Here is a 23,391-nt window from a genome sequence, read left to right as displayed (position 1 = left end):
AAAGGGCTAACATGGCGCATTGTTTTGCTGATCTGCGTGTCGTTACCCATGTCCAACCAAACCATCAAGACCCCCTGCGTCGGCCTGTGCTCCACGGTTTACGGCGATCTGGTGTGCCGTGGCTGCAAGCGCTTCCACCACGAAGTGATCCAGTGGAATGGCTATAACGAGGAAGAAAAACGCGCGGTCTGGCTGCGATTGGAGCAGCTGTTGGTGCAGGTGATGGCCGGCAAACTGGAGGTCTTCGACCCCAAGACCCTGCGCGGCCAGCTGGAACAGCGCAAGATCCGCTTCGTGCCGCACCAGTCCGAGTACTGCTGGGCCTACCAGTTGATCGCCCGGGGCGCGCGGGTGATTTCCAACCTGGAGGCGTATGGGATGGTGCTATTACCGGAATTTCGCGATTGGCCGTTGCCGGACCTGCGCGACGCGATTGACCGTGAGTTCTTTATCCTGTCCGAGGCGCATTACCAGCGCTATATCGCGCCCGGCTTTCTGCGTGATGTGTTTTCCAGCTGACAACGGATAACCCCTGTTGGAGGGGGCTTGCCCCCGATGGCAGTGTGTCAGCCCGGGATGTATCAACTGACACACCCTCATCGGGGGCAAGCCCCCTCCCACATTTTTATCTTCATTGTTTGAAAGGTCGGCATCAGGCCTTGGTGGCCTGCTCCACCAGACGGTCCATCACTTCGTCAGGTTTCAGCACCAGCACATCACTCTCCAGGGCATCCAGCACCACCTCTGCGGTGTTACCGATCAGCGCCCCGGAAAGACCTGTGCGCCCCACGGTGCCGAGGATGGTAACCGCCGCCGGCAATTGGTGGGCAAGGTAGGGGATCAGTACATCGGCAGGGCCTTCTTCAATATGCAGGTGCTTGTCATCCACATCGAACTCAGCCTGGAACGTCCTGCATTGCTCGCGATACCGCGCCTCGATGGTTTCCTTGAGTTGGAACGTCGGGTCCGCCGCCGACAGCATCGGTGACGGATGTGCGCTGATCACATGCAACTGCGCCTTGGCCAGGTTGGCGATATCAAAGCCATGGTCAATGATCGAGTTGTGCAGCGAACGGTGTTCGCCATCGGTATTGCCTACGTCGATCGCCGCCAGGATCTTTCCGCCCATCCAGGGTGTAGACGTCTTGACCAGCAATACCGCGCTCGGGCAATAGCGCAGCAGCTTCCAGTCCGCCGGCGTCAGCAGGGCTTTTTTCAGTGGGCTGTCCGGGAAATGCTGCTTGATCACCAGCCCGCAGCCTTCGGCCTGCTGCACGTCGATAATGGTTTCATGCAGGCTGGTATTCCATGCCTGCTCGGTGCTGACGCGGTAGCCGTCTTCCTGCAGGCCCGCCTTGAGTAGCGCCAGCAGCGCCGAGTGCTCATGCTTCTTGTCGCAGACCAGCAAGTGCAGGTGCGCGTCGGTGACCCCGGCGATCAGCTTGGCGCGCTTGAGGGCCAGGCTTTCCGAGTGCTCGGGCTCGATGATCACCAGAATGCTGCGGATGGCTTGCATGATCGGGATCTCCATAAAAAAGGGCGGGGCCTGGAACAACTATAGTTGCTGGCGCGCGCACGTCATGTTGATGCACATCAAGGCCGGTGGCTGGTGGTCTGCGGCGGGGTCGGTATAATCGCCGGCCTTTTGTGATCCTTTTGCCCGTGAGCCCGATGAACCTGCCAGAAATCCACGAATTCCTCGGTTGCCGCACCCCTGATGCCTGGGTCCAGGCCGCGCTGGCCGATCAGGAAACCCTGCTGATCGACCACAAGAACTGCGAATTCAAAGCCGCCAGCACCGCCCTGAGCCTGATCGCCAAGTACTACAGCCATGTCGACCTGATCAACATGATGTCGCGCCTGGCCCGCGAGGAGCTGGTGCATCACGAGCAGGTCATGCGCCTGATGAAAAAGCGCAAGATCGAGCTGCGCCAGCTGCATGCCGGGCGCTATGCCTCGGGCTTGCGCAAAGTGGTGCGCAGCCATGAACCGGTGAAACTGGTGGACACCCTGGTGGTCGGCGCCTTTATCGAAGCGCGCAGTTGCGAGCGTTTCGAAGCCCTGGTGCCGCATTTGGACGAAGAACTCGGCAAGTTCTATTTCGGGCTGCTGAAGAGCGAGGCGCGGCACTTCCAGGGTTACCTGAAGCTGGCGTACCAGTACGGCGACGCCAAGGACATCGCCCAGGTGATCGAGCGGGTCAGGGCGACCGAGCAGGACCTGATCGAGTCACCCGACATCGAGTTCCGCTTTCACAGTGGCGTGCCAGCCTGAGGCCACGGCCACACCGAGCAATGCGGCGATCCCGGCCAACAGCAGGATCACCGCCTGCGTCCCCAGCGGCGCCGCCAGCAACGCCACCGCCAGGCCCGCCAAGGGTTGCGGCAGGTTGTTGAGCAGGGTGATCACGCCCACGGTCTTGCCGAAGTCCTGCACGGGGATCACCCGCTGGCGGGTGCTGCGCAGGTAGACGTTGAACATCTTGTCGAAGCCGGTCACCAGCAGGAAACCCACGGCATACAGCCATACGCCGGGGCTTGCGGCCATGATCAACGCCCCCATCCCGATCATCGAATACGACAAGCCACCCAGCACTTTCAACGGCAGGCCGGCCCGGGCCAGATAAAACAGAATGCCGATGGTCACCAGTGCACCCGCTGCCTGCAGCAGGGCATAGGCGTCCTTGTCTGCTGCAAAGTGGCCGGTGACCATCGCCGCCGATGTGGCCAGGGTGACGCCAATGATCAGGTTCACCCCCACGGCCAGGGTGATGATCCGTTTCAAGTCCGGCAGGCTGCGGATATGCCCGAACGCAATCTTCAGGGGTTGCAGCCAGATATCCTGATGCTGTTCGAAGGTTTCCAGGTGCGCCGTGCTGGAGCGTTGCCACGCGCGCATCGCCAGGTCGGCCAGTACAAACAATCCGGCCACTCCCAGCACCACCCAATGCCAGGCCCAGACTTCCAGCATCAGCGCCGCCACCAGCGGCCCCAGCACCAGCCCGCTCTGGTCGGCGATCTGCGAGTAGGAGAGGGTCTTGGCGTAGCTGTAGTGCGCGAAGATGTGCGGCATCAGCACTTCCCGCGCCATGATGCCCTGGGTCGTCAGCACCCCGCACAACGCCGAGAGCAGGACAATCCAGTAGAGGCCATCGAACACCCCATGCAAGACCACCGCGAGCACACACGCCAGCGCCCGGTAAACCTGGCTGATCTGCAGCAGGCGCACTGGCGCGAATTTATCGCACAAGGCGCCACACACCGGGAACGCCAGGTAACGCGGTAGCGACTCGACGAAGAATGCCAGTCCGGCCCAGGCTACACTCTGCGTGGTCTGGAATACGATCAGGGGCACGATGAATAGCAGGATCTGGTCCGCCAACCGCGAGAGGAACAGCGAAACAAAGAACGCCAGGTAATCCTTGCGCATACAACTCCCTGTGGCTGGCGTTAAAGAGTGCGGGGTATTTGTTAAAAACTCTTAAAAGCATGAAGCTTCGTCGGCAACGGCTGGCCAGTTGCTTAAGTTGGGCAGCTTGCCACTTATAATGCCCGCTCTTCAATCTGCGTCTGCACACTGAGAACTTATGGAAAATCTGGGGCTGGGCAAGGTCTTGCTCGTTGAAGACGACGAAAAACTCGCGGGGCTGATCGCGCACTTCCTGGAGCAGCATGGCTTCGAGGTGCGCGTGGAGCACCGGGGCGATGAGGCCCTTGCAGCGTTTCTGGCGTTCAAGCCGAAGATCGTCGTGCTGGACCTGATGCTGCCTGGCCAGAGTGGCCTGCATGTGTGCCGTGGGATCCGCACGGTATCTGACACGCCGATTGTGATCCTCACGGCCAAGGAAGATGACCTGGACCACATCCTGGGACTGGAGTCCGGTGCCGACGATTATGTGATCAAACCGATCAAGCCGCCCGTGCTGCTGGCGCGCCTGCGTGCCCTGCAACGGCGCCAGGCCCCGGAGCCGACGGTGCGCGGTGCCCTGGCGTTCGGGCGGTTGGCCATCGATCGCAGTTGCCGGGGGGTCAGCCTGGGGGATGACAAGATCGATCTGACCACCATGGAGTTCGAGCTGTTATGGCTGCTGGCCAGCAACTCAGGCACGATCCTGTCCCGCGATGACATCCTCAACCGCATGCGCGGTATCGCGTTCGACGGCCTCAACCGTAGCGTCGACGTGTACATCAGCAAACTGCGCAGCAAGCTCAACGACAACCCCCGTGAACCGGTGTGCATCAAGACCATCTGGGGCAAGGGCTACCTGTTCAACCCGTTCGCGTGGGAGGCTTAAATGCTGCGGCTGTTTCTGCGCCTGTATGTGATCCTGGCCCTCGGTCTGGCGGGGGCGATCTGGCTGGTCAACTACACCTTCGACGAGCTGCTGCCCGAAGCCAACGAAACCTATAACCGCGAAGCCTTGCGCGGCCCGGCGTATGCCCTGGTGGAACAGCTGCGTCCGCTCGGCGCCGAGCAACGCCAGGCCCGGCTGGCCGAGTTGCAGCCCCATTATGGGCTGCATTTGAGGTTGGTCCAGAAGGACACCCAGGCGCTCACCGAACGCGAGACACAACTGCTGGCCGCTGACTTGCTGGTGGTGCGCGGTGATTTCATGGAGTTCCTCGCCAGCATTGACGGTGGCCCGCAGTTGCTGGAAATCAAACTGCCGGAAGAGCCCAAGTGGCTCTACCTGTGGGCCTATGGTTTTCTCGGGGTGTGCCTGGCGATCGTCCTGTATTTCTGGGTGCGCCCGCACTGGCGCGACCTGGAGCATATTCGCCTGGCCGCACAACGCTTCGGTGACAACGACCTCGGTTCACGCATCCTGCTGCCGCGCCGTTCCACCGTGCGCGAGCTGGCGGGGCACTTCAATCAGATGGCCGAACGCATCGAAAGCCTGATCGCCAACCAGCGCGAACTGACCAACGCCGTGTCCCACGAGCTGCGCACGCCGATTGCGCGCCTGTCGTTCGAACTCGACCAGCTCAAGCAACAAGTCGACCCGCGTCTGCGCGGCGAACTGATTGCCGACATGTATGCCGACCTGGGCGAGCTGGAAGAAATGGTCTCCGAACTGCTCACCTACGCCAGCCTGGAGCGCGGCGCCACCCAGGTCACCCGCGAGCGCATCGAGGCCCACAGTTGGCTCGACAGTGTGATCGGCAGCGTGGCGCTGGAGGCCGAAGCCGCCGGTATCCAGTTGTCGTTGCGCACCTGCGAAGTGGACTACATCCAGATCGAACCGCGTTTTATGGCGCGGGCGGTGATCAACTTGCTGCGCAATGCCATTCGGTATGCCGAGCGGCGTGTGGAAGTGTCGCTGGTCAAGTTCGGCAGTGGCTATGAAGTGCGGGTGTGTGATGACGGCCCTGGCGTGCCGGAGGAAGGCCGCTCGAAGATCTTCCAGCCCTTCATGCGCCTGGACGACAGCCGCGACCGTCGCACCGGTGGCTTCGGCCTGGGCCTGGCACTGGTGCAGCGGGTGTCGCAGTGGCACGGCGGCCAGGTGCAAGTGCAGGATTCGGAATGGGGCGGCGCGTCGTTCCGGATGACCTGGGCGTACGCCGAATAGCGCTTTTACATTCAATGGAGATCCAAGTGTGGGAGGGGGCTTGCCCCCGATAGCGATATGGACTGATGCACCGCCATCGGGGGCAAGCCCCCTCCCACCTATCCAATCAGAACGTGTATTCCAGCACGCCCATCACCGACGTCTGCAACCGTCGCTCCACAATCGGGCTCTTGCCCGCTTCATCCGCCAGGTACTGCACATCCAGCAATGTCGAGAACTCGGTGTGCTCGCTGATCGGCAGGCTCCAGGCCAGGTTCAGGCCATTGCTGATATTGCCGGCACCGGCCTTGTAGGCCTTGAAGCGGCTGCGCGCGGCTTGGCCGGTAGTGACGCCGTACCAGGTCTGCATATAGTCCCGGTCGCCAAAGTGGCTGTTGATGCTGGCATCGACGGAGCCATAACGCCCCTCGTACAGCGTGGTGCCCAGACTCAATTCCAGATGGGTGAACGCCTTGCCGCTGTCCTTGTGGTCATCTTCCTTGAGGGCGTGTTCCAGGGTCGCGCCGACAATGGCGCCGCCGAGATTGTAGTGGGCACTCACGCCCAGTTGCGGGCGTGACTTGATTTCGCCCATGCCCTTGAGGCGCTTGGAGCCCAAGTGCAGGGATTCGTTCTTGTCCTTGCGCGATGCGCTGGCGCCGACATACGCACTGAAACTCAAGGCGTTGCCTTCGTAGCCCCAGCCCAGGCCCTTGTCGGTATCGAGGAAAATTCCCCAGGGGCTGACAATGGCGCCGCCGAACACCGGGGCGGTCATGCGCTCGTCGCTGCCGCTGTAGCGCGGCAGATTGGCCACGCCGGCTTTGAGGCTGTAGGTCCAGTCCTCGGCCAGTGCTGCGTCGGCGCCTACCAGCAAACACAACGAGGTGAGGGACAGGCAGAGGTTTTTGGGGCTCATCAGGGTTTTCATGTCGGTCAGAAACTCAAGGGTGGATGGGTACGTTTGAAGGAGTAGCCCGAGGCGCTCAGGCCGTTGACTTGGCGGCTGACGGTGTCGCCCAGGCCATAGCCGTTGCCGGCGAGCACGGCATGGGCGTTGTCCACGGGCAGCAGGATGTAGTCGGTCAGTGGCTCGTCGTGCAGTTGGCCGCGAATCACCAGGAAACCTTCTTCCAGGCGCACGCTGATGCCGCTCAACGGCGCATCGGGCTCGTGGGTGTTGAGCACTTGGTAGGTCCCGACGGTGTCGGCCCAGGCCATGGGCAAGGGTGGCGGGTCGATGCGTTCACCGATGGCGATGCGCTGGCCGTGGCTGCGCGCGGTGAGCATCTGCCGGCCTTGCACGGTGATCACATCCAACTGCACGCGGCCGAGTTCGCCGAGGTCCTTGAGCCAGAACCCCAGGACTTTCTTCTGCGCGCGCAGCCAGCCGTGGTCGTCACGCAGCAGCTCGAAGTCGTAGCCGGCCAGTTCACCGCGCAGCCGACCGGCGTCGTCCCGGATGCGGAATACGCCCCAGGCGGTGGCGTAAAACCCGGACAGGCGCTGGCGGTCGACGGCGGCCGGCACCTGGCGCAACTTGAGCCCGTGGCGGGGCGCCTGGCAGTCTTCGCTGCACACCGGTTCGCCGGTCTGCGCCTGGAGCATCAGGCGCAGGGTGTCGGTGGTCAGCGTGGCAACCAGGTCTTCGGCATTGCTGTCGTTGGCCATGATGATCACCGCCAGTTGCTGGTCTGGCAGCAGGCTCAACTGCGCGGCGAAATCATCGCCGCCACCGCTGTGCTGATAGGTGCGCACCCCAGGCCCGACCGGCTCGTCACCGCACGGTGCGAGAAACCAGGCCAGGCCGATCCGGCAATCGAAGTCCAGGGCGTTGCCGGTGTTTTGCTGGGTAAACATGTCATCGATGGAGCGCTGGTTCATTACCCGGTTGCCCTTGTACAGGCCCTCGGCGAACAGCATCTGCACGTAATGGCTGAGGTCCTTGGGGCTGGCCCACAAGCCGCCGGCCGCCAGGTCACGCACTTGCGCGTCGGTGCTGGCGATACCGTCCTGATAACCCTTGGCGCGATAGCTCACCTGTGCGGCGGTGCCGATAAAACTCGCCTGGTTCATCTCCAGCGGCTTGAGCAGGCTGTGTTGCATTTGGGCCTCGAACGCTCTGCCGCTGCTGCGCTCGATCGCCGCGCCGACCAGCGCATAACCCAGGTTGGAATACGCCACCTGGGTGCCGGGCGGTGTACTCAGCCAGACGCCGGACAGGCGCATCGGCATCTGCCCCATGGCATAGCTGTTGCGCAGGTCGCGCAGGTGCTCGCTGGGCAGGCCGGATTGATGGCTGAGCAGGCGGCGCAAGGTGATGTCGCGGTCGGCGGCCTGCTGGTCGGTGTGGAAACGCGAGCGCACATAGAACTCGCGCAACGTCTGTTGGATCGGTGCATCCAGCGCCAGCCGCTGCTGTTCAACCAGTTGCAGGGCCGCGCTGGCGGTGAGCAGCTTGGAGATCGCACCGGCGCGAAACGCCGTGTTCGGCGTCACCGGCACGCCCAGTGTTTTGTCGGCCAAGCCGAACCCAGCGGCCCAGATCAACTCCTGGCCATTGACCAGGGCAATCGACAAACCGGGCACGTTGGCCTGGGCCATGTCCCGGGGGATGCGGGTTTGCAGGTAGCGGATGATCGCGCTGTAGTCGCCCTTGGGGATCGGCGGCGGGGCAGAGGCTTGCCCATGGCAGCCGATGCTGCCCAGCAGGCAACCGAGCAATGGAATACCGCGCAATGTGCGAAGCATGAAGAGCACCCGGCAGGTGGTTTGGATGCTCGAATGCTAGGGGCGTGGTGCCTGGGGGTCTTTGACAGCTTTGTCGAGAAACTGTCAAAGAGTGTTAACGCACCAGCCCATGCCGCTCATGCCACTGGGCAATGGATTCTTCGGGATATTCATTGAACTGCTGATCGCCCTTGCGCAACGTGACCTCCACCCACGGCGCCTTCGACCCCAGCATCAAGTGCGTATGGTCCGGCGGCACCGGCAATGGTGTGTCGATGGCCGAGGCAAACGGGTGGATCAGCTCCGGCCATTCCGGGCTGAACACCCACAGCGCGCTGCCGCACTGCGAGCAGAAGTGCCGCTCGGCGCTACTCGCATGGGCACGGTTGGCGCCTTCGGGCTTGAGTCTGGCGTGGTAGATCGTAATGGATTTGCGTCCGCGCACCTTCAAACTCGCGGTGTTACCGGCCAGGTTGATCGCGTAACCGCCACCGCCCTGGGTCTTGCGACAGATCGAGCAGTAGCAGCGCTGGTAAGGGTAGGGGTGGGCACTGGTGAGGCTGAACGTGACGGCGCCGCAATGGCAGGATCCTTCGAGCTGCATGGGCTGACTCCTTTGGCAAGGTGACTGATCAGCTTAGGCGTTTTCCGGCATCAACGTGGCAATCAACGCCCGAATGGTGCCGGGCAGCGCCTCCAGCTCCCGCACCAGGATGCTGCGCTCGCGGATTGCCCAGGGCTCATCCAGCTTCACCGCCACCAGTTGCATGGTGCGGCTGTGGCGTACAGCGGCGGACTCGGGAATGATGCCGATGCCCACGCCGGCTTCGACCATCCGGCAGATCGCCTCGAAACTCGACACCTGGATACGCAGCGACAAGTGTTTGCCCAGCCGCTCGACGTGTTCACGCAGGAAGCTCAGCAAGGTGCTGCCTTCATGTAGGCCGATGTGCTGGTAGGCGAGGGTCTGTTCCAGGGTGACTGAGGGTTGTTGCGCCAGTGCATGCCCCACCGGCACCATCAGCACCAGTTTATCCGTGCTGAAGTGCAGCACCTGCAACCCCGAGGCTTCCACGGGGCCGGCGATGATGCCCATGTCGCTGGTGCCATCCAGCACACCACGCACGATGTCGCGGGACAGGCGCTCCTGCAGGTCCACCGTTACGCCAGGGCGCTGGGACAGGAAGCCCGCCAGCACCTCTGGCAAGAACTCGGTGACCGCCGTGGTGTTGGCAAAAATGCGGATATGCCCGGCCGAATCCACGCCGTATTGGGTGAATTCGCTTTTCAGGTAATCCACCTGGCGCATGATCAACCGCGCATGGTGCAGCAGGCGCTCCCCGGCCGGGGTGATCTCCACGCCACGGCTGTCGCGGTACAGCAGGCGGGTGTCGAGTTGGCCTTCGAGGGCCTTGATCCGCGCACTGGCGGCGGCCGGCGAGAGGAACGCGCGCTTGGCGCCCTGGGTCAGGCTGGGGGATTCGGCGATGTGGATAAACAGGCGCAGGTCGGCCAGATCGAAGTGCATGCAAGACTCCCGGGACAGGATGGCGGCGTTCAGCATAACCGAACGCTGGTTTATTGAAATGCAAATTCCCGGAACGGGTGCGTCCTTGCATGATCCGGGGCAGACACTCACTGCCCGAGGACCTGCACCCGATGAGCGCCACCGATTGGATCGGCCGAAGCGAAACCGCCCACGACCACCTCAGCCATAACCTGCTCAAGCGTATTGCCGCTACCTTCGGCGAAGCCGTGCCCGAGGATGGCGCGGATATCCCGCCGCTGTGGCAGTGGTGTTTCTTCCAGGACCCACTGCCGGAAACCGCCCTGGGCAGCGACGGCCACCCGGCCCGGGGCGGCTTCCTGCCGCCGGCCGACAATCGCAATCGCATGTGGGCCGGTGGGCGCATCGAGTTCCTGCATGCCCTGCGTGCCGGTGAGGCGGCGACCCGGGTGTCGACCATCACCCAGGTCGAAGAAAAGACTGGCCGCACCGGCGCGCTGCTGTTCGTCACCGTGCGCCACGACTACTCCCAGGAGGGCCGCCTGGCGATCCGCGAGGAACAGGACATCGTCTACCGCGAACCCACGCCGCCCAAATCGGGCAGCGGCGAGGCGCTGGAGCAGGGCGAGTGGTCCGAAACCGTCGACCCCACGCCGACCCTGCTGTTTCGCTACAGCGCGGTGACCTTCAACGGCCACCGCATTCACTACGACTACCCCTATGTCACCGGCACCGAAGGCTACTCGGGACTGGTGGTGCACGGGCCGCTGATCGCCACCCTGGGCCTGCGCGCGTTCTGCCGCGCCCATCCTGAAGCCACCTTGCGCCGGTTTGCCTATCGCGGTGTGCGCCCGTTGATTGCGCCGCAACCTTTTGAAGTAGGCGGGCGCGTCACCGAGAGCGGCGTAGCCCAACTGTGGGCCGGCAATACCGATGGCCTGGCGCAGCAAGCCCAGGTGCATTTCGAATAATCCAAGAACAACAGGCGGAGAGCCGCAGATGAACCCGAATGACAACGAAGAACTCAATGCCATCCGCGACGGCGTGCGCGCCTTGTGCGCTGAATTCGATGCCGCTTACTGGCGCCGGATCGATGAAGAGAAGGGCTTCCCCGAAGCTTTCGTCAAGGCGCTGACCGACGCCGGCTGGCTGTCGGCGATGATCCCCGAGGAATACGGCGGTTCCGGCCTGGGCCTGGCCGAAGCTTCGGTAATCCTTGAAGAAGTGAACCGCTGCGGCGGCAACTCCGGCACCGTGCACGGCCAGATGTACAACATGTTCACCCTGTTGCGGCACGGCAGCGAAGCGCAGAAACGCTTCTACCTGCCCAAGCTGGCCAGCGGTGAATTGCGCCTGCAATCGATGGGCGTGACCGAGCCCACCACCGGCACCGATACCACCAGGATCAAGACCACCGCGATCAAGCGCGGCGACAAGTACGTGATCAACGGCCAGAAGGTGTGGATCTCGCGGATCCAGCATTCCGACCTGATGATCCTGCTGGCGCGCACCACGCCGTTGGCCGAGGTGAAGAAGAAATCCGAAGGCATGTCGATCTTCCTCGTCGACCTGCGCGAAGCCATCGGCAACGGCCTGACCGTGCAGCCCATCGCCAATATGGTCAACCACGAGACCAACGAGCTGTTCTTCGACAACCTGGAGTTGCCGCTGGACAGCCTGATCGGCGAAGAGGGCAAGGGTTTCAAATACATCCTCGACGGCCTCAACGCCGAACGCACGTTGATCGCCGCCGAATGCATCGGCGACGGCCGCTGGTTTATCGAAAAAGCCAGCGCGTATGCCCGTGACCGCGTGGTGTTTGGCCGGCCCATCGGGCAGAACCAGGGTGTGCAGTTCCCGATTGCCGAGGCGCATATCGAGATCGAAGCGGCGGACCTGATGCGCTGGCGCGCCTGCGAGGAATACGACAGCGGTAAACAGGCCGGCGCCAGCGCCAACATGGCCAAGTACCTGGCGGCCAAGGCGTCCTGGGAGGCGGCCAATGCCTGCCTGCAAACCCACGGCGGTTTCGGCTTTGCCTGCGAGTACGACGTGGAGCGCAAATTCCGCGAGACGCGCCTGTACCAGGTGGCGCCGATCTCCACCAACCTGATCCTGTCCTACGTGGCCGAGCACTTGCTCGAACTGCCACGCAGCTTCTGAGGGCCCGACCATGAGCCATACCCAAGCCTTGTGTCGCTTCCTGGCGGACCTGCACTACGCACAGTTGCCCGAAAACGTCCTGGCGCGCACCGAAGATTTGTACCTGGACTGGCTGGCCTCGGCGCTGGCGAGCAAGGGCGCGCATCCGATTCCATTGTTCGAGCGTTATGCGCAGAAGATGGGGCCGAGTAACGGCCCGGCGCAAGTGATCGTCAATGGCGCCGGCAGCAGCGCCTACTTCGCCGCGTTGGTCAACGGTGCTTCGTCGCACCTGGTGGAGCAGGATGACCTGCACAACAGCTCCGTGTTGCACCCGGCCACCGTGGTGTTTCCGGCTGCCCTGGCCGCCGCCCAGGACCTGGGCAAATCCGGCCGCGACTTGCTGCTGGCCTCGGTGGCCGGCTACGAGGCTGGTATCCGTATCGGCGAATTCATGGGGCGCTCCCATTACCGCATCTTCCACACCACGGCCACCGTCGGCACGTTGGCGGCGGCGGTCGCGGTGGGCAAGCTGCTGGATTTCAACCAGGAACAATTCATCAACCTGCTCGGCAGCGCGGGCACCCAGGCCGCCGGCTTGTGGGAGTTCCTGCGCGATGCCGCCGACTCCAAGCAACTGCACACCGCCAAGGCGGCAGCGGATGGCTTGCTCGCCGCATACCTGACGGCGGATGGGCTGACGGGGGCGCGTAATATCCTGGAAGGTGACCAGGGCTTGGCGGCGGGCATGTCCAGCGATGCCGAGCCGAGCAAGTTGTCCGCTGGCCTTGGCAGTCGCTGGGCGCTGCTGGAAACCTCGTTCAAGTTCCACGCCTCGTGCCGCCATACCCATCCGGCCGCCGATGCGCTGCTGGACCTGATGCAACGCGAACGTCTCGCCGCCGCCGATATTGCCCGCGTCGAAACCCGCGTGCATCAAGGCGCGATCGATGTGCTGGGGCGCGTGAACGTGCCGACCAGCGTGCACCAGGCCAAGTTCTCCATGGGCACCGTGCTGGGCTTGATTGGCGTGCATGGCAAGGCCGGTCTCACCGAGTTCCATGAGCTGGCATTGACCGATCCAGCCGTCTCGGCTTTTCGCGACAAGGTCAGCATGACCCTCGACCCCGAAGTCGACGGCGCCTACCCGCAACGCTGGCTCGGCCGCGTCACCGTCACCACGCAGGATGGCCGCACGCTGCATGGCGCTATCGACGAGCCCAAGGGCGATCCGGGCAACACCCTGAGCCGCGCGGAGCTGGCGGATAAATTCCAGCGGCTGAGCCTGTTCAGCGGCGCCCGCACCCCGGCCCAGGCCAACGCCCTGATCGAGAAGGTCTGGAATTTGCGCAACGCCACGTCCATGGCCCACTGGCTCTGAGGAACTGTCATGACTAACCCGAGACCGCTGGACGGCATCACCGTTGTCAGCCTGGAACATGCGATTGCCGCGCCATTCTGCACACGCCAGTTGGCAGACCTGGGCGCCCGCGTGATCAAGGTCGAACGCCCCGGCGCCGGCGACTTTGCCCGTGGCTACGACGAGCGCGTGCGCGGCCTGGCCTCGCATTTCGTGTGGACCAACCGTTCCAAGGAAAGCCTGACCCTGGACCTCAAGCAGGACGAGGCAGGCGATATCCTCGGCACCCTGCTCGCCGATGCCGATGTGCTGGTGCAGAACCTGGCGCCCGGCGCGGCGGCGCGCATGGGCCTGTCGTTCGAGGCGCTGCACGAGCGTTTCCCACGGTTGATCGTCTGCGATATTTCCGGCTACGGCGAGGGCGGGCCGTACGAGAAAAAGAAGGCCTACGACCTGCTGATCCAGAGCGAAGGCGGTTTTCTCTCGGTGACCGGTGGCCCTGGCGACGACCAGATGGCCAAGGCTGGTTGTTCCATCGCCGACATCTCGGCAGGCATGTACGCCTACAGCGGCATCCTCTCGGCGCTGCTGCTGCGCGGCAAGACCGGCAAGGGCAGTCGCATCGACGTGAGCATGCTGGAAAGCCTGGTGGAGTGGATGGGCTACCCGATGTATTACGCCTTCGACGGCGCACCGCAGCCACCGCGTGCCGGCGCTGCGCACTCAACGATCTACCCCTATGGGCCGTTCCCCACTGGCGATGGTGGCACCGTCATGCTGGGGTTGCAGAACGAGCGCGAATGGGCGGCGTTTTGCGACAAGGTGCTGCTCACGCCTGAACTGGCGGCGGACGAGCGTTTCAGCGCCAACTTCAAGCGCTCGGCCAACCGTGAAGTGTTACGCCAGATCATCGTCGACCGCTTTGCGCAATTGGATGCCGAAGCGGTGATCCAGCGCCTGGAGGAGGCGCAGATCGCCAGCGCCCGGGTCAACGATATGCAAGGCGTGTGGGACCACCCGCAACTCAAGGCGCGCGACAGCTGGCGTGAAGTCGACAGCCTGGCCGGTCCGCTGCCGTCGCTGTTGCCGCCGGCCCGCAATGCCGCGTTCACCCCACGCATGGACGGCGTTCCGGCATTGGGTCAACACAGCCAGGACATTCTCGATCAGCTCGGTTACTCCGGCGATGCCATCGACAGCCTGCGCGCGCGCGGCGTTATCTGAATAAGGAATTGTGTCATGCCAAAGCCATTGGTGCGTTCGGCGTTGTTTGTACCCGGTAGCCGACCGGAACGATTTTCCAAAGCCCTGGCCAGTGGGGCCGATGCGGTGATCGTGGATTTCGAGGACGCGGTGGAAGAGCCGCTCAAGCGCCAGGCGCGGGATAACCTCGGGGTGTTTTTGAAGGCGAACCCCGCTGCCCAGGTGTGGGTGCGCATCAATGCGCCGGAACATGCCGAGCATTTTGAGGATGTGGCGTTCTGCAAGGCCCATGCGAATGTGGCGGGGGTGTTGCTGCCTAAGGTTGAAAGTGCCGCGCAGGTGGCGGTGGTTGCCGCCACCGGCAAAGTGATCTGGCCGATTATCGAAAGCGCCCGTGGCTTGTTGGCTGTGGCCGAGATCGCCCATGCGCCGCAGGTGCAGCGTCTGTCGTTTGGTGGGCTGGACCTGGCGCTGGACCTGAACCTGAGCAGCAACTCCCCGGCTGCGCAGTTCGCCCTGGACCAGGCGCGCCTGGCGCTGATCGTACACTCCCGCGCCGCCGGGTTGGTCGCGCCGTTGGACGGCGTCCACCCGGCCATCGATGACCCGGAGGGCCTGCGCCGTTCGATCCGGCATGCCTATGAAATGGGCTTTGCCGGGGCGTTGTGTATCCATCCCAAGCAGGTCGCGGTGATCCATGAAGCGCTCGCACCGAGCGCCGCAGACCTGGCCTGGGCGCAGCGGGTGGTGGACGCCGGCGCCCATGGGGCAGGGGCCTACCAGATCGATGGGCAGATGGTGGATGCGCCGGTATTGCTGCGTGCACAAAGGTTGTTGGCGGCCCAGGCGCAGCGTTCGGCCACTCCGAACGCAGGTATCTAAAATTCGAAATTCACTACACGCGTCACATCAGGCACCTTGCCTTACAACACAACAATAAGAAGGTAATTTTCCATGCTCAAGCTCTCCCGGGCGCTGCTGTGCGCCGCCACCTTGTTTGCCGCAGGCCTGGCTCAGGCGGCGGACCCGATCGTGATCAAGTTCGCCCATGTGGTGGCCGAAAACACCCCCAAGGGCCAGGGCGCGCTGTTGTTCAAGAAGCTCGCCGAAGAGCGTCTGCCCGGTAAGGTGAAGGTCGAGGTGTACCCGAACTCGTCGCTGTTCGGCGATGGCAAGGAGATGGAAGCGCTGCTGCTGGGCGACGTGCAGATGCTGGCGCCGTCCCTGGCAAAGTTCGAGCAATACACCAAGCAGGTGCAGATCTATGACCTGCCGTTCCTGTTCAATGACCTGGCTGCTGTCGACCGTTTCCAGGCCGCCCAGGGCAAGGAACTGCTGACCTCGATGCAGGACAAGAACATCCTCGGCCTGGCCTATTGGCACAACGGCCTCAAGCAATTGTCCGCCAACAAAGCACTGCATGAACCCAAGGACGCCCGTGGCCTGAAGTTCCGCGTACAGGCCTCCAGCGTACTGGAAGAGCAGTTCAAAGCGATCCGCGCCAACCCGCGCAAGATGAGCTTCGCCGAGGTGTACCAAGGCCTGCAGACCGGCACCGTCAACGGCACCGAGAACACCTGGTCGAACTATGAAAGCCAGAAGGTCAACGAGGTGCAGAAGTACTTCACCGAGTCCAATCATGGCCTGATCGACTACATGGTGATCACCAACGCCAAGTTCTGGAACGGCCTGCCACCGGACATCCGCAGCACCCTGGAACAGATCATGGTCGAGGTCACTGTCGAGGTGAACAAGCAGGCCGAAGCGCTGAACCAGTCGGCCAGGCAGAAGATCGTCGACGCCAAGACCAGCGAAATCATCGAACTGACCCCGGAACAACGCCAGCTTTGGCGCGAAGCCATGCGCCCGGTGTGGCAGAAGTTCGAAGGTGAGATCGGGGCTGATCTGATCAAGGCTGCGGACGCCTCCAATCGGTAACCCGCAATGTGGGAGGGGGCTTGCCCCCGATTGCGGTGTGTCAGCTTGCCCATCTGTCTCTGACCCACCGCTATCGGGGGTAAGCCCCCTCCCACATATCGATATCTCATTTGCTTTCGCGAGGTTTTGCCATGCAAACGCTAAGGCGCGTCTGGGAGCACCTGGAGGAAGGTTTCATTGCCTTCCTGCTGGCCGCCATGACCCTGGTGACATTCGTCTACGTCATGCTCAACAACATCTACACGCTGTTCTTTGCCCTGTCGGACAAGTGGGCCTTCAGCAGCACCTTCTTCGGTGCCCTGGGTGACCACACCATGACCTGGGCCCAGGACATGACCTGGAGCGTGGCGCTGACCAAGGCCATGTTCGGCTGGCTGATTTTCTTCGGTATTTCCTACGGCGTGCGCACCGCCGGCCATCTGGGCGTGGACGCCCTGGTCAAGCTGACCAAGCGCCCGGTGCAACGCGTGCTCGGGATGTTCGCCTGCCTGTGCTGCCTGGCCTATGCCGGGCTGTTCATGATCGCCAGCTACAAATGGGTGAGTGCGGTGATGACCGCCCATATCGGCGCCGAAGATCTCGACCAGTACGGCATCGACGTCGGTGACATCGTGATCATCGTGCCCATCGGTTTTGCCATGGTGTTTATCCGCTACCTGGAAATTTTCTACCGCATCCTTACCCACCGTCAGGTCGGGCTGGGTTTGGCCGACGAGGCCGGTGAGGCCAGCAAATTGGCCGGCAGTCATGAGGAGCGTCACTGATGGCCGTGCTCTGTCTGTTTCTGTTGTTGTTCGTGTTCATGTTCCTCGGCGTGCCCATCGCGATTTCCCTGGGCCTGTCCGGTGCGGTGTCGATCCTGATGTTCAGCCAGGACTCGGTGAGTTCCCTGGCGATCAAGCTGTTCGAGACCTCCGACGCCTACACCTTCCTGGCGATCCCGTTCTTCCTGTTGTCCGGGGCGTTCATGACCACCGGCGGGGTGGCGCAGCGGCTGATCGACTTTGCCAACGCCTGTGTTGGGCATATTCGTGGCGGCCTGGCGATTGCGGCGGTGTTGGCGTGCATGCTGTTTGCGGCGCTGTCCGGTTCGTCACCGGCGACGGTGGCGGCGGTGGGGTCGATTGCCGTGGCGGGCATGGTGCGTTCCGGTTACCCGAAGGAGTTCGGTGCGGGGATCATCTGTAACGCCGGCACCCTGGGCATCCTGATCCCGCCGTCGATTGTGATGGTGGTGTATTCGGCGGCGACTGAAACCTCGGTCGGCAAGCTGTTCATGGCAGGGGTAATTCCAGGGTTGCTGCTGGGCCTGATGCTGATGATCGCCATCTACATCGTCGCACGCATCAAGAAGCTGCCGGCCCAGCCCCGGGCGACGTTCCGCGAATGGCTGACCTGCGCGCGCCGCGCCTTCTGGGGCCTGTTGCTGCTGGTGATCATCCTCGGCGGCATCTACAGCGGCATGTTTACCCCGACCGAAGCGGCCGCAGTGGCGGCGGTATACTCGGCATTCGTGGCGTTGTTCGTCTACAAGGACATGAAGCTGCGCGACTGTCCCAAGGTGCTGCTGGAGTCCGGGCGCCTGGCAATCATGCTGATGTTCATCATTGCCAACGCCATGCTGTTTGCCCATGTGCTGACCACCGAACAGATCCCCCAGGAAATCACCGCGTGGGTGATCTCCGAAGGGCTGACGCCGATTGGCTTCCTGATCATGGTCAACGTAGTGCTGCTGGTAGCGGGCAGCTTCATGGAGCCGTCGGCCATTGTGCTGATCCTGGCGCCGATCTTCTTCCCGATTGCCATGAAGCTGGGCATCGACCCGATCCACCTGGGGATCGTGATGGTGGTGAACATGGAGATCGGCCTGGTGCACCCGCCGGTGGGGCTGAACCTGTTCGTGACCTCGGCGGTGACCGGGTTGACCCTGGGGCAGACCATCCGCGCGGCGATGCCGTGGCTGATGATTCTGTTGGTGTTCCTGATCATGGTCACGTACTTGCCGTTCATTTCGCTGGCGCTGCCGCATTGGCTCGGTATGTAACCCAACGTGCAGGAGCCGGCTTGCCGGTTCCTGCGGGGCGTGTGTATCAGTGGTCCAGCGCACTCAGGATCGCATGGGCCACTTTCACCCGTTCGGCATTCGGGTAGTTCTTGTTGGCCAGAATCACCACCCCCATGTCCTTGCTCGGCACATAGGCCACATAGGCACCGAACCCACGGGTCGAGCCGGTCTTGTTGTACAGCACGTTGGCCGGCTGCGCCTGGGCCGGGGCCAACCATTTCACCGTGTGCGGCTCCATGGCCATCGGTGTGGAGTTGCCCTCCATCAGCGCTTGCAGCGTGATCGGGTAGGGGTAGTACTCCCAGCCCAGGCCCTGGGTCATGCCGTTCACCGTGTAGTAACCGGTGTGGGTGGTGGCGATGGCCTGTTGCAGCGGTTTCTCCAGGGTTTGCGGGTGCATGTTCAGCATCACGTACTGCGCCAGGTCCTGGGTGCTGGTCTTGATGCCATAGGCTTCGCTGTCCAGCGCGCCGGGGCCGACGCGCACGGGTTTCTGGTCCTTGTCGTAGCCTTGGGCGTAGGTAGGGATTTTGTCTGCCGGCACGCTGACATGGGTGTTCGTCAGGCCCAGCTTGGGCAGCAGGGTTTTCTCCATGGCGACGTTGAACGGCTGGCCCAGGCTTTGCGCACTGAGGTAGCCGAACAGGCCAATGCTGGGGTTGGAATACAGACGCTGTGCGCCTGGGGCGTAAGTGGGTTTCCAGTGCTGGAAATAATTGAGCATGGTGTCGGCACTGTCGGCGGCATCTGGAAACTGCAGCGGCAGGCCGCCAGGGGTGTAGGTGGCCAATTGCAGCAGGCTGATGCGGTCGAAGGCACTGCCCTTGAGTGCGGCCAGATGCTGGCTGGCCATGTCCGACAGCTTCAGCTTGCCGCTTGCCGCAGCGTAGCCGCCGAGGGTGGCAGTGAAGGTCTTGCTCACCGAGCCGATCTCGAACAGCGTGTCTTCGGTCACGCGTTGTTGCATGTCTTTGTTGGCGACGCCGTAGTTAAAGTATTGCACCTTGCCCTTGTTCACCACCGCCACCGACAGGCCGGCGATGCCTTGCTGCTGCATCAGGGGTTCGACGCTGCTGTCTACGACCTGGCGCAGGTCGGTGGCGGCCATGCAGGTGCCGGAGCTGATAAATAAGGCTGAAATCAGGAAATTTCTGACGTTGGAATTCATGGTTATTCGCTTCCATGTAAATGATGCACTGACGATCGGGGCCTGCGCAGGCGTGGCAAATCTAGTCAGGTTCGGTTCCTTCGACAAACGATGATATCTTGCAGCTGCCATTAGAAAATCTAGGGTAGGACATGCTGCGTTCCCATTTGCCCCTCAACGCCCTGCGCGCGTTCGAGGCGTCGGCCCGCCATTTGAGCTTTACCCGGGCGGCCATCGAGTTGTGTGTGACCCAGGCTGCGGTCAGCCATCAGGTGAAAAGCCTGGAGGCGCAACTGAATGTCACCTTGTTCAAACGCCTGCCACGAGGGCTGATGCTGACGCGCGAAGGTGAAACCCTGCTGCCGGTGTTGCGCGAGTCCTTCGACCGTATTGCTCACACCCTCGGTCAATTTGAAGGCGGGCATTACCGCGAGGTCCTCACCGTCGGTGCGGTCGGCACGTTCGCGGTCGGTTGGTTGCTGCCACGCCTGGCGGATTTTCAGCAGCGCTACCCGTTTATCGACCTGCGTCTGTCGACCCACAACAACCGTGTCGACGTGGCCGCCGAAGGCCTGGATTACGCCGTCCGTTTCGGTGCCGGCGCCTGGCACGGTACGGATGCCTGCGAACTGTTGGAGGCCCCGCTTACCGTACTCTGCATACCGCAACTGGCCGAACAGTTGCACGCACCGTCCGACCTCTTGAAACACACCTTGCTGCGGTCCTACCGCGCCGATGAGTGGAACCTGTGGTTCCAGGCTGCCGGCTTGCCCGCCGACACCCTGCTGCCGCGCAGTATCGTGTTCGATTCCTCGCTGGCGATGATGGAAGCGGCCTTGCAAGGCCTGGGCGTGGCCTTGGCGCCAGCGATGATGTTTGCGCGGCAACTGGAGAGCGATGTGATTCGCCAGCCGTTCGATGTCGGCATCACCACCGGCAGTTACTGGTTGACGCGCTTGCAGTCGCGGGCCGAGACGGCGGCGATGCTGGCGTTCAAAGGCTGGTTGCGGGACATGGCTGCGGAAGATTGAAACGCTTTTTTTGAAACATAATGAAACATTTGTCGAGGGCCAGCGCTCTACCGCAACACCTGCACTGAGTTTTTCCATGAAGATACCGCGCCCCTCCGCCCGCCTGCCGCACCTGACCCAACTACGCAACCTGAAAATGGCCCGCTCTGCCCACGCCTACGTGCGCGGCAGCACCGTGCAATTCTACGAATGGCTGCACAGCCAGAGCGGGCGCCGCTTGCCCCATGGCCCGGCGATCTGGATCTGCGGCGACTGCCACGCCGGCAACCTGGGGCCTACCGGCGATATCAAGGGGCGCATCGATATGCATATCCGCGACCTTGACCAGACGGTGATCGGCAACCCGGCCCACGACCTGGTGCGCCTGGCGCTGTCCCTGGCCACCGCCGCACGCGGCTCGGACCTGCCCGGCGTCACCACCGCGCGCATGCTCGAAGAAATGATGGTGGGCTACGAACAGGCGTTCAAAGACAAGCCTGACGAAGCGCCGCCGCGTCCGTCCCAGGTCAAGGCGGGCATGCGCAGCGCCGTGGCGCGCACCTGGAAGAACCTGGCGCGTGAACGCATCGAGAACGCTCGCCCGAGTATTCCGCTGGGCAAGCATTTCTGGTCGCTGTCGCGGGCCGAAAAGCACGCGCTGCAAACGCTCTGTGCCTCCGCAGACATCCATCAATTGGTGACGTCACTCAAAGGCCGCCCCAAGGACGCCAGGGTCGAGCTGCTGGATTCGGCCTATTGGGTCAAGGGCTGCAGCTCCCTGGGCCTGCAGCGTTATGCCGCCTTGCTCGGCGTGGGCGACAAGGACGACCAGGAATATTGCCTGATCGATATCAAGCAGGCCGTCGGCGCGGCGGCGCCCCGTGTGGCACGGGCGAAGATGCCCAGGGACAATGGCCGCCGGGTGGTGGAGGGTGCCCGTCAACTGTCACCGGGTTTGGGGGAGCGCATGGTGGCGACGCGGATGCTGGACAACGGTTTCTTCATCCGCGAACTGCTGCCCCAGGACATGAAGCTGGAATTGGACGAATTGAGCGAGATCGACGCCATGCACGCCGCCGGTTACCTGGCGCGGGTGGTGGGTGTCGCCCATGCCCGGCAGATGGACCGCGACACCCGCAAGGACTGGATGGCGGTGTTGCAGGAGAACCGTTCCAGACAGCTGGATGCGCCGTCGTGGCTGTGGACCAGCGTGGTGCAACTGGTGGGGAGCCATGAGCAGGGTTATCTCGACCATTGTCGGCGCTATGCACTGGAACACTGAGCCCGTCCCTGTGCGCCCCGCGCTCAAACCAGGTATTTGCGGAACCAGCCCAGTGTGCGCTCCCACGCCAGGTTCGCCGCCGCTTCGTCATAACGCGGCGTCGAATCATTGTGGAAACCGTGGTTGGCCCCCTTGTAGATGTACGCCTCATAGGTGGTGCCGGCTGCTTTCAACGCTTTTTCATACGCCGGCCAGCCTTCATTGATCCGCGTATCCAGCTCAGCGTAATGCAGCATGATCGGCGCCTTGATGCGCGGTACGTCCTTGGCTTCCGGCTGGCGTCCATAGAACGATACGGCCGCGCCCAGTTCCGGGTAGGCCACGGCCGCCGCATTGGTCACGCCACCGCCATAACAGAAACCGGTAATGCCGACCTTGCCGGTGCTGCTGTCGTGGTGCATCAGCCATTCGATGGCGGCGAAGAAGTCGTTCATCAACTTGGTCGGGTCGACGGTCTGTTGCAGTTCCACGCCTTTTTCGTCGTTGCCGGGGTAGCCGCCCACTGAGGTCAGGCCATCCGGCGCCAGCGCGATAAAACCGGCCTTGGCCAGGCGCCGGGCGACGTCTTCGATATAGGGGTTGAGGCCACGGTTTTCATGGACCACCACCACCGCCGGCAATTTGCCCGTCGCCTTGGCCGGGCGCACCAGGTAGCCGCGCACGCTGCCGTTGCCTGTGGGCGACGGGTAGGTGATGTAGTCGGCGACGATGTCCGGGTCGGTGAATTTCACCTGTTCGGCCAGGGCGTAGTTGGGGCTCAGGGCCGCGAGCAGGGCCGAGGCGGTGAGGCCGCCGAAGGTGAACAGGGCGGCGCGGTCGAGAAATTCGCGACGGTTGAGCTTGCCATGGGCGTAGCCGTCGTAGAGTTCCAGCAGTTCGGGCGCAAAGTCTTTCGCGGTGAGACGAGTCATCGGTGCAGTCCTCGATTAGCGGTGGCCATCAATGTAGACCAGGATCAGCTGTCACGGCCATGGGCGGCGGCGGCCAGTTGGCCGGTGTCGACGCGCACGAAGATCGAGTCGCCTACGGCGGTCAGCACGTCACCGGCGTACACCTCGCAGATCACGCGGGTTTTGCGCCCCACGTCGCCCTCGACACGGGCGCGCAGCGTGAGGGTGACGCCCATGGGGGTCGGCTTGATGAATTTGATGCCCAGGTTGCCGGTCACGCAATCGATGCGCGGCAGGCTGCCGGGTTCGCGGTGTTCGGCGCGGTAGTGGTAGGCCATGGCGGTCCAGTTGGAATGGCAGTCCACCAGCATCGCGATCAGGCCACCGTAGACCAGATCGGGCCAGCCGCTGTACCTGGCCTCGGGCAGGTGTTGGGCGACCAGGTGGATACCGTCCGCGTCCCAGCGGCTCTTGATATGCAGGCCATGGGGGTTGCTGCCGCCGCAGCCGTAGCAGATGCCTTCCGGCGCGGTGGTGTCCTGGAGCGAAGGGGCGTGCATGCAGCG

23 protein-coding genes are annotated in these 23,391 nt (G+C 63.0%); 14 read left to right on the top strand and 9 right to left on the bottom strand.

Translation table 11 applies throughout. The features are described from left to right. The first annotated feature begins 48 nt into the window (after nt 1-48). Nucleotides 49-519 carry a DUF1289 domain-containing protein gene (locus AC3WP7_RS24215; protein ID WP_102592594.1) on the top strand — a complete coding sequence of 157 codons (471 nt, stop codon included), beginning with the start codon at nt 49-51 and terminating at the stop codon, nt 517-519. A gap of 133 nt (nt 520-652) precedes the next feature. On the opposite strand, the gene AC3WP7_RS24210 is transcribed toward AC3WP7_RS24215, so the two are convergent. Beyond that, nucleotides 653-1,516: a universal stress protein gene (locus tag AC3WP7_RS24210; protein ID WP_102592593.1), complete on the bottom strand. Its 864-nt coding sequence runs from the start codon at nt 1,514-1,516 to the stop codon at nt 653-655. Between the two features lie 155 nt (nt 1,517-1,671). Here AC3WP7_RS24210 and AC3WP7_RS24205 point away from each other — a divergent pair, with 155 nt between their 5' ends. Next, nucleotides 1,672-2,274 (top strand): MiaE family protein, encoded by a 603-nt coding sequence (locus AC3WP7_RS24205; RefSeq protein WP_071487932.1) that lies wholly within the window; start codon nt 1,672-1,674, stop codon nt 2,272-2,274. Here the strand turns inward: AC3WP7_RS24205 and AC3WP7_RS24200 are convergent. After that, nucleotides 2,230-3,429 carry an MFS transporter gene (locus tag AC3WP7_RS24200; protein ID WP_102592592.1) on the bottom strand — a complete coding sequence of 400 codons (1,200 nt, stop codon included), beginning with the start codon at nt 3,427-3,429 and terminating at the stop codon, nt 2,230-2,232. The two genes, AC3WP7_RS24205 and AC3WP7_RS24200, sit on opposite strands and share 45 nt — an antisense overlap. Before the next feature lie 157 nt (nt 3,430-3,586). On the opposite strand from AC3WP7_RS24200, the gene AC3WP7_RS24195 reads away from it, so the two are divergent. Together AC3WP7_RS24195 and AC3WP7_RS24190 are read left to right on the top strand one after the other, a co-directional pair. Continuing rightward, nucleotides 3,587-4,294 carry a winged helix-turn-helix domain-containing protein gene (locus AC3WP7_RS24195; protein WP_071487930.1) on the top strand — a complete coding sequence of 236 codons (708 nt, stop codon included), beginning with the start codon at nt 3,587-3,589 and terminating at the stop codon, nt 4,292-4,294. Continuing rightward, complete coding sequence (locus AC3WP7_RS24190; RefSeq protein WP_092244127.1) at nt 4,295-5,572, top strand: ATP-binding protein; 1,278 nt, start codon at nt 4,295-4,297, stop codon at nt 5,570-5,572. Between the two features lie 106 nt (nt 5,573-5,678). Here the strand turns inward: AC3WP7_RS24190 and AC3WP7_RS24185 are convergent, their stop codons facing one another. The 4 genes from AC3WP7_RS24185 to AC3WP7_RS24170 form a co-directional block, all read right to left on the bottom strand. Further along, on the bottom strand, nt 5,679-6,470 hold the full coding sequence (locus AC3WP7_RS24185; protein ID WP_102592608.1) for a MipA/OmpV family protein: 792 nt from the start codon (nt 6,468-6,470) through the stop codon (nt 5,679-5,681). Between the two features lie 17 nt (nt 6,471-6,487). Further along, nucleotides 6,488-8,302 carry a serine hydrolase domain-containing protein gene (locus AC3WP7_RS24180; protein WP_102592591.1) on the bottom strand — a complete coding sequence of 605 codons (1,815 nt, stop codon included), beginning with the start codon at nt 8,300-8,302 and terminating at the stop codon, nt 6,488-6,490. A gap of 94 nt (nt 8,303-8,396) precedes the next feature. Beyond that, nucleotides 8,397-8,885 carry a GFA family protein gene (locus tag AC3WP7_RS24175; RefSeq protein ID WP_102592590.1) on the bottom strand — a complete coding sequence of 163 codons (489 nt, stop codon included), beginning with the start codon at nt 8,883-8,885 and terminating at the stop codon, nt 8,397-8,399. 33 nt (nt 8,886-8,918) lie between these two features. Continuing rightward, the gene (locus tag AC3WP7_RS24170; RefSeq protein ID WP_092244118.1) at nt 8,919-9,809 is read right to left on the bottom strand and encodes a LysR family transcriptional regulator; all 891 of its coding nucleotides are present in this window, start codon (nt 9,807-9,809) and stop codon (nt 8,919-8,921) included. Between the two features lie 131 nt (nt 9,810-9,940). Between AC3WP7_RS24170 and AC3WP7_RS24165 the strand changes: the two genes are divergently transcribed. The 8 genes from AC3WP7_RS24165 to dctM all read left to right on the top strand — a co-directional run bounded on the left by AC3WP7_RS24165 (nt 9,941) and on the right by dctM (nt 18,475). After that, on the top strand, nt 9,941-10,759 hold the full coding sequence (locus AC3WP7_RS24165; RefSeq protein ID WP_102592589.1) for an HTD2 family dehydratase: 819 nt from the start codon (nt 9,941-9,943) through the stop codon (nt 10,757-10,759). Nucleotides 10,760-10,787: 28 nt separating this feature from the next. Continuing rightward, nucleotides 10,788-11,951: an acyl-CoA dehydrogenase family protein gene (locus tag AC3WP7_RS24160; RefSeq protein WP_102592588.1), complete on the top strand. Its 1,164-nt coding sequence runs from the start codon at nt 10,788-10,790 to the stop codon at nt 11,949-11,951. A gap of 10 nt (nt 11,952-11,961) precedes the next feature. Then, the gene (locus tag AC3WP7_RS24155; protein WP_092244107.1) at nt 11,962-13,311 is read left to right on the top strand and encodes an MmgE/PrpD family protein; all 1,350 of its coding nucleotides are present in this window, start codon (nt 11,962-11,964) and stop codon (nt 13,309-13,311) included. 9 nt (nt 13,312-13,320) lie between these two features. Beyond that, nucleotides 13,321-14,514, top strand: a complete 1,194-nt coding sequence (locus tag AC3WP7_RS24150; protein ID WP_102592587.1) for a CaiB/BaiF CoA transferase family protein — start codon at nt 13,321-13,323, stop codon at nt 14,512-14,514. A gap of 15 nt (nt 14,515-14,529) precedes the next feature. Continuing rightward, the gene (locus tag AC3WP7_RS24145) at nt 14,530-15,375 is read left to right on the top strand and encodes an HpcH/HpaI aldolase/citrate lyase family protein (protein WP_102592586.1); all 846 of its coding nucleotides are present in this window, start codon (nt 14,530-14,532) and stop codon (nt 15,373-15,375) included. A gap of 72 nt (nt 15,376-15,447) precedes the next feature. Next, complete coding sequence (locus AC3WP7_RS24140; RefSeq protein ID WP_092244101.1) at nt 15,448-16,431, top strand: TRAP transporter substrate-binding protein; 984 nt, start codon at nt 15,448-15,450, stop codon at nt 16,429-16,431. Between the two features lie 131 nt (nt 16,432-16,562). Then, nucleotides 16,563-17,195, top strand: coding sequence for a TRAP transporter small permease (locus AC3WP7_RS24135; RefSeq protein WP_092244098.1), 633 nt, complete (start codon nt 16,563-16,565; stop codon nt 17,193-17,195). Beyond that, nucleotides 17,195-18,475: a C4-dicarboxylate TRAP transporter large permease protein DctM gene (dctM, locus tag AC3WP7_RS24130; RefSeq protein ID WP_093121188.1), complete on the top strand. Its 1,281-nt coding sequence runs from the start codon at nt 17,195-17,197 to the stop codon at nt 18,473-18,475. The genes AC3WP7_RS24135 and dctM overlap by 1 nt, the downstream gene beginning before the upstream one ends. 46 nt (nt 18,476-18,521) lie before the next feature. Here the strand turns inward: dctM and ampC are convergent, their stop codons facing one another. Next, nucleotides 18,522-19,664, bottom strand: a complete 1,143-nt coding sequence (gene ampC / locus AC3WP7_RS24125; RefSeq protein ID WP_093121187.1) for a class C beta-lactamase — start codon at nt 19,662-19,664, stop codon at nt 18,522-18,524. Nucleotides 19,665-19,795: 131 nt separating this feature from the next. On the opposite strand from ampC, the gene AC3WP7_RS24120 reads away from it, so the two are divergent. Both AC3WP7_RS24120 and AC3WP7_RS24115 read left to right on the top strand, forming a co-directional pair. Next, complete coding sequence (locus AC3WP7_RS24120; protein ID WP_093121186.1) at nt 19,796-20,674, top strand: LysR family transcriptional regulator; 879 nt, start codon at nt 19,796-19,798, stop codon at nt 20,672-20,674. Nucleotides 20,675-20,750: 76 nt separating this feature from the next. Continuing rightward, the gene (locus AC3WP7_RS24115) at nt 20,751-21,935 is read left to right on the top strand and encodes a DUF2252 family protein (protein WP_093121185.1); all 1,185 of its coding nucleotides are present in this window, start codon (nt 20,751-20,753) and stop codon (nt 21,933-21,935) included. Between the two features lie 23 nt (nt 21,936-21,958). Here the strand turns inward: AC3WP7_RS24115 and yghX are convergent, their stop codons facing one another. Continuing rightward, nucleotides 21,959-22,846 (bottom strand): YghX family hydrolase, encoded by an 888-nt coding sequence (gene yghX, locus AC3WP7_RS24110; RefSeq protein ID WP_102592585.1) that lies wholly within the window; start codon nt 22,844-22,846, stop codon nt 21,959-21,961. A gap of 44 nt (nt 22,847-22,890) precedes the next feature. Next, nucleotides 22,891-23,385 carry a PaaI family thioesterase gene (locus tag AC3WP7_RS24105; protein ID WP_092244080.1) on the bottom strand — a complete coding sequence of 165 codons (495 nt, stop codon included), beginning with the start codon at nt 23,383-23,385 and terminating at the stop codon, nt 22,891-22,893. Nucleotides 23,386-23,391 lie beyond the last annotated feature (6 nt).

The sequence above is a fragment of the Pseudomonas sp. FW305-3-2-15-C-LB1 genome, from assembly GCF_058787615.1.
This window is presented reverse-complemented; position numbering and strand designations above follow the sequence as displayed.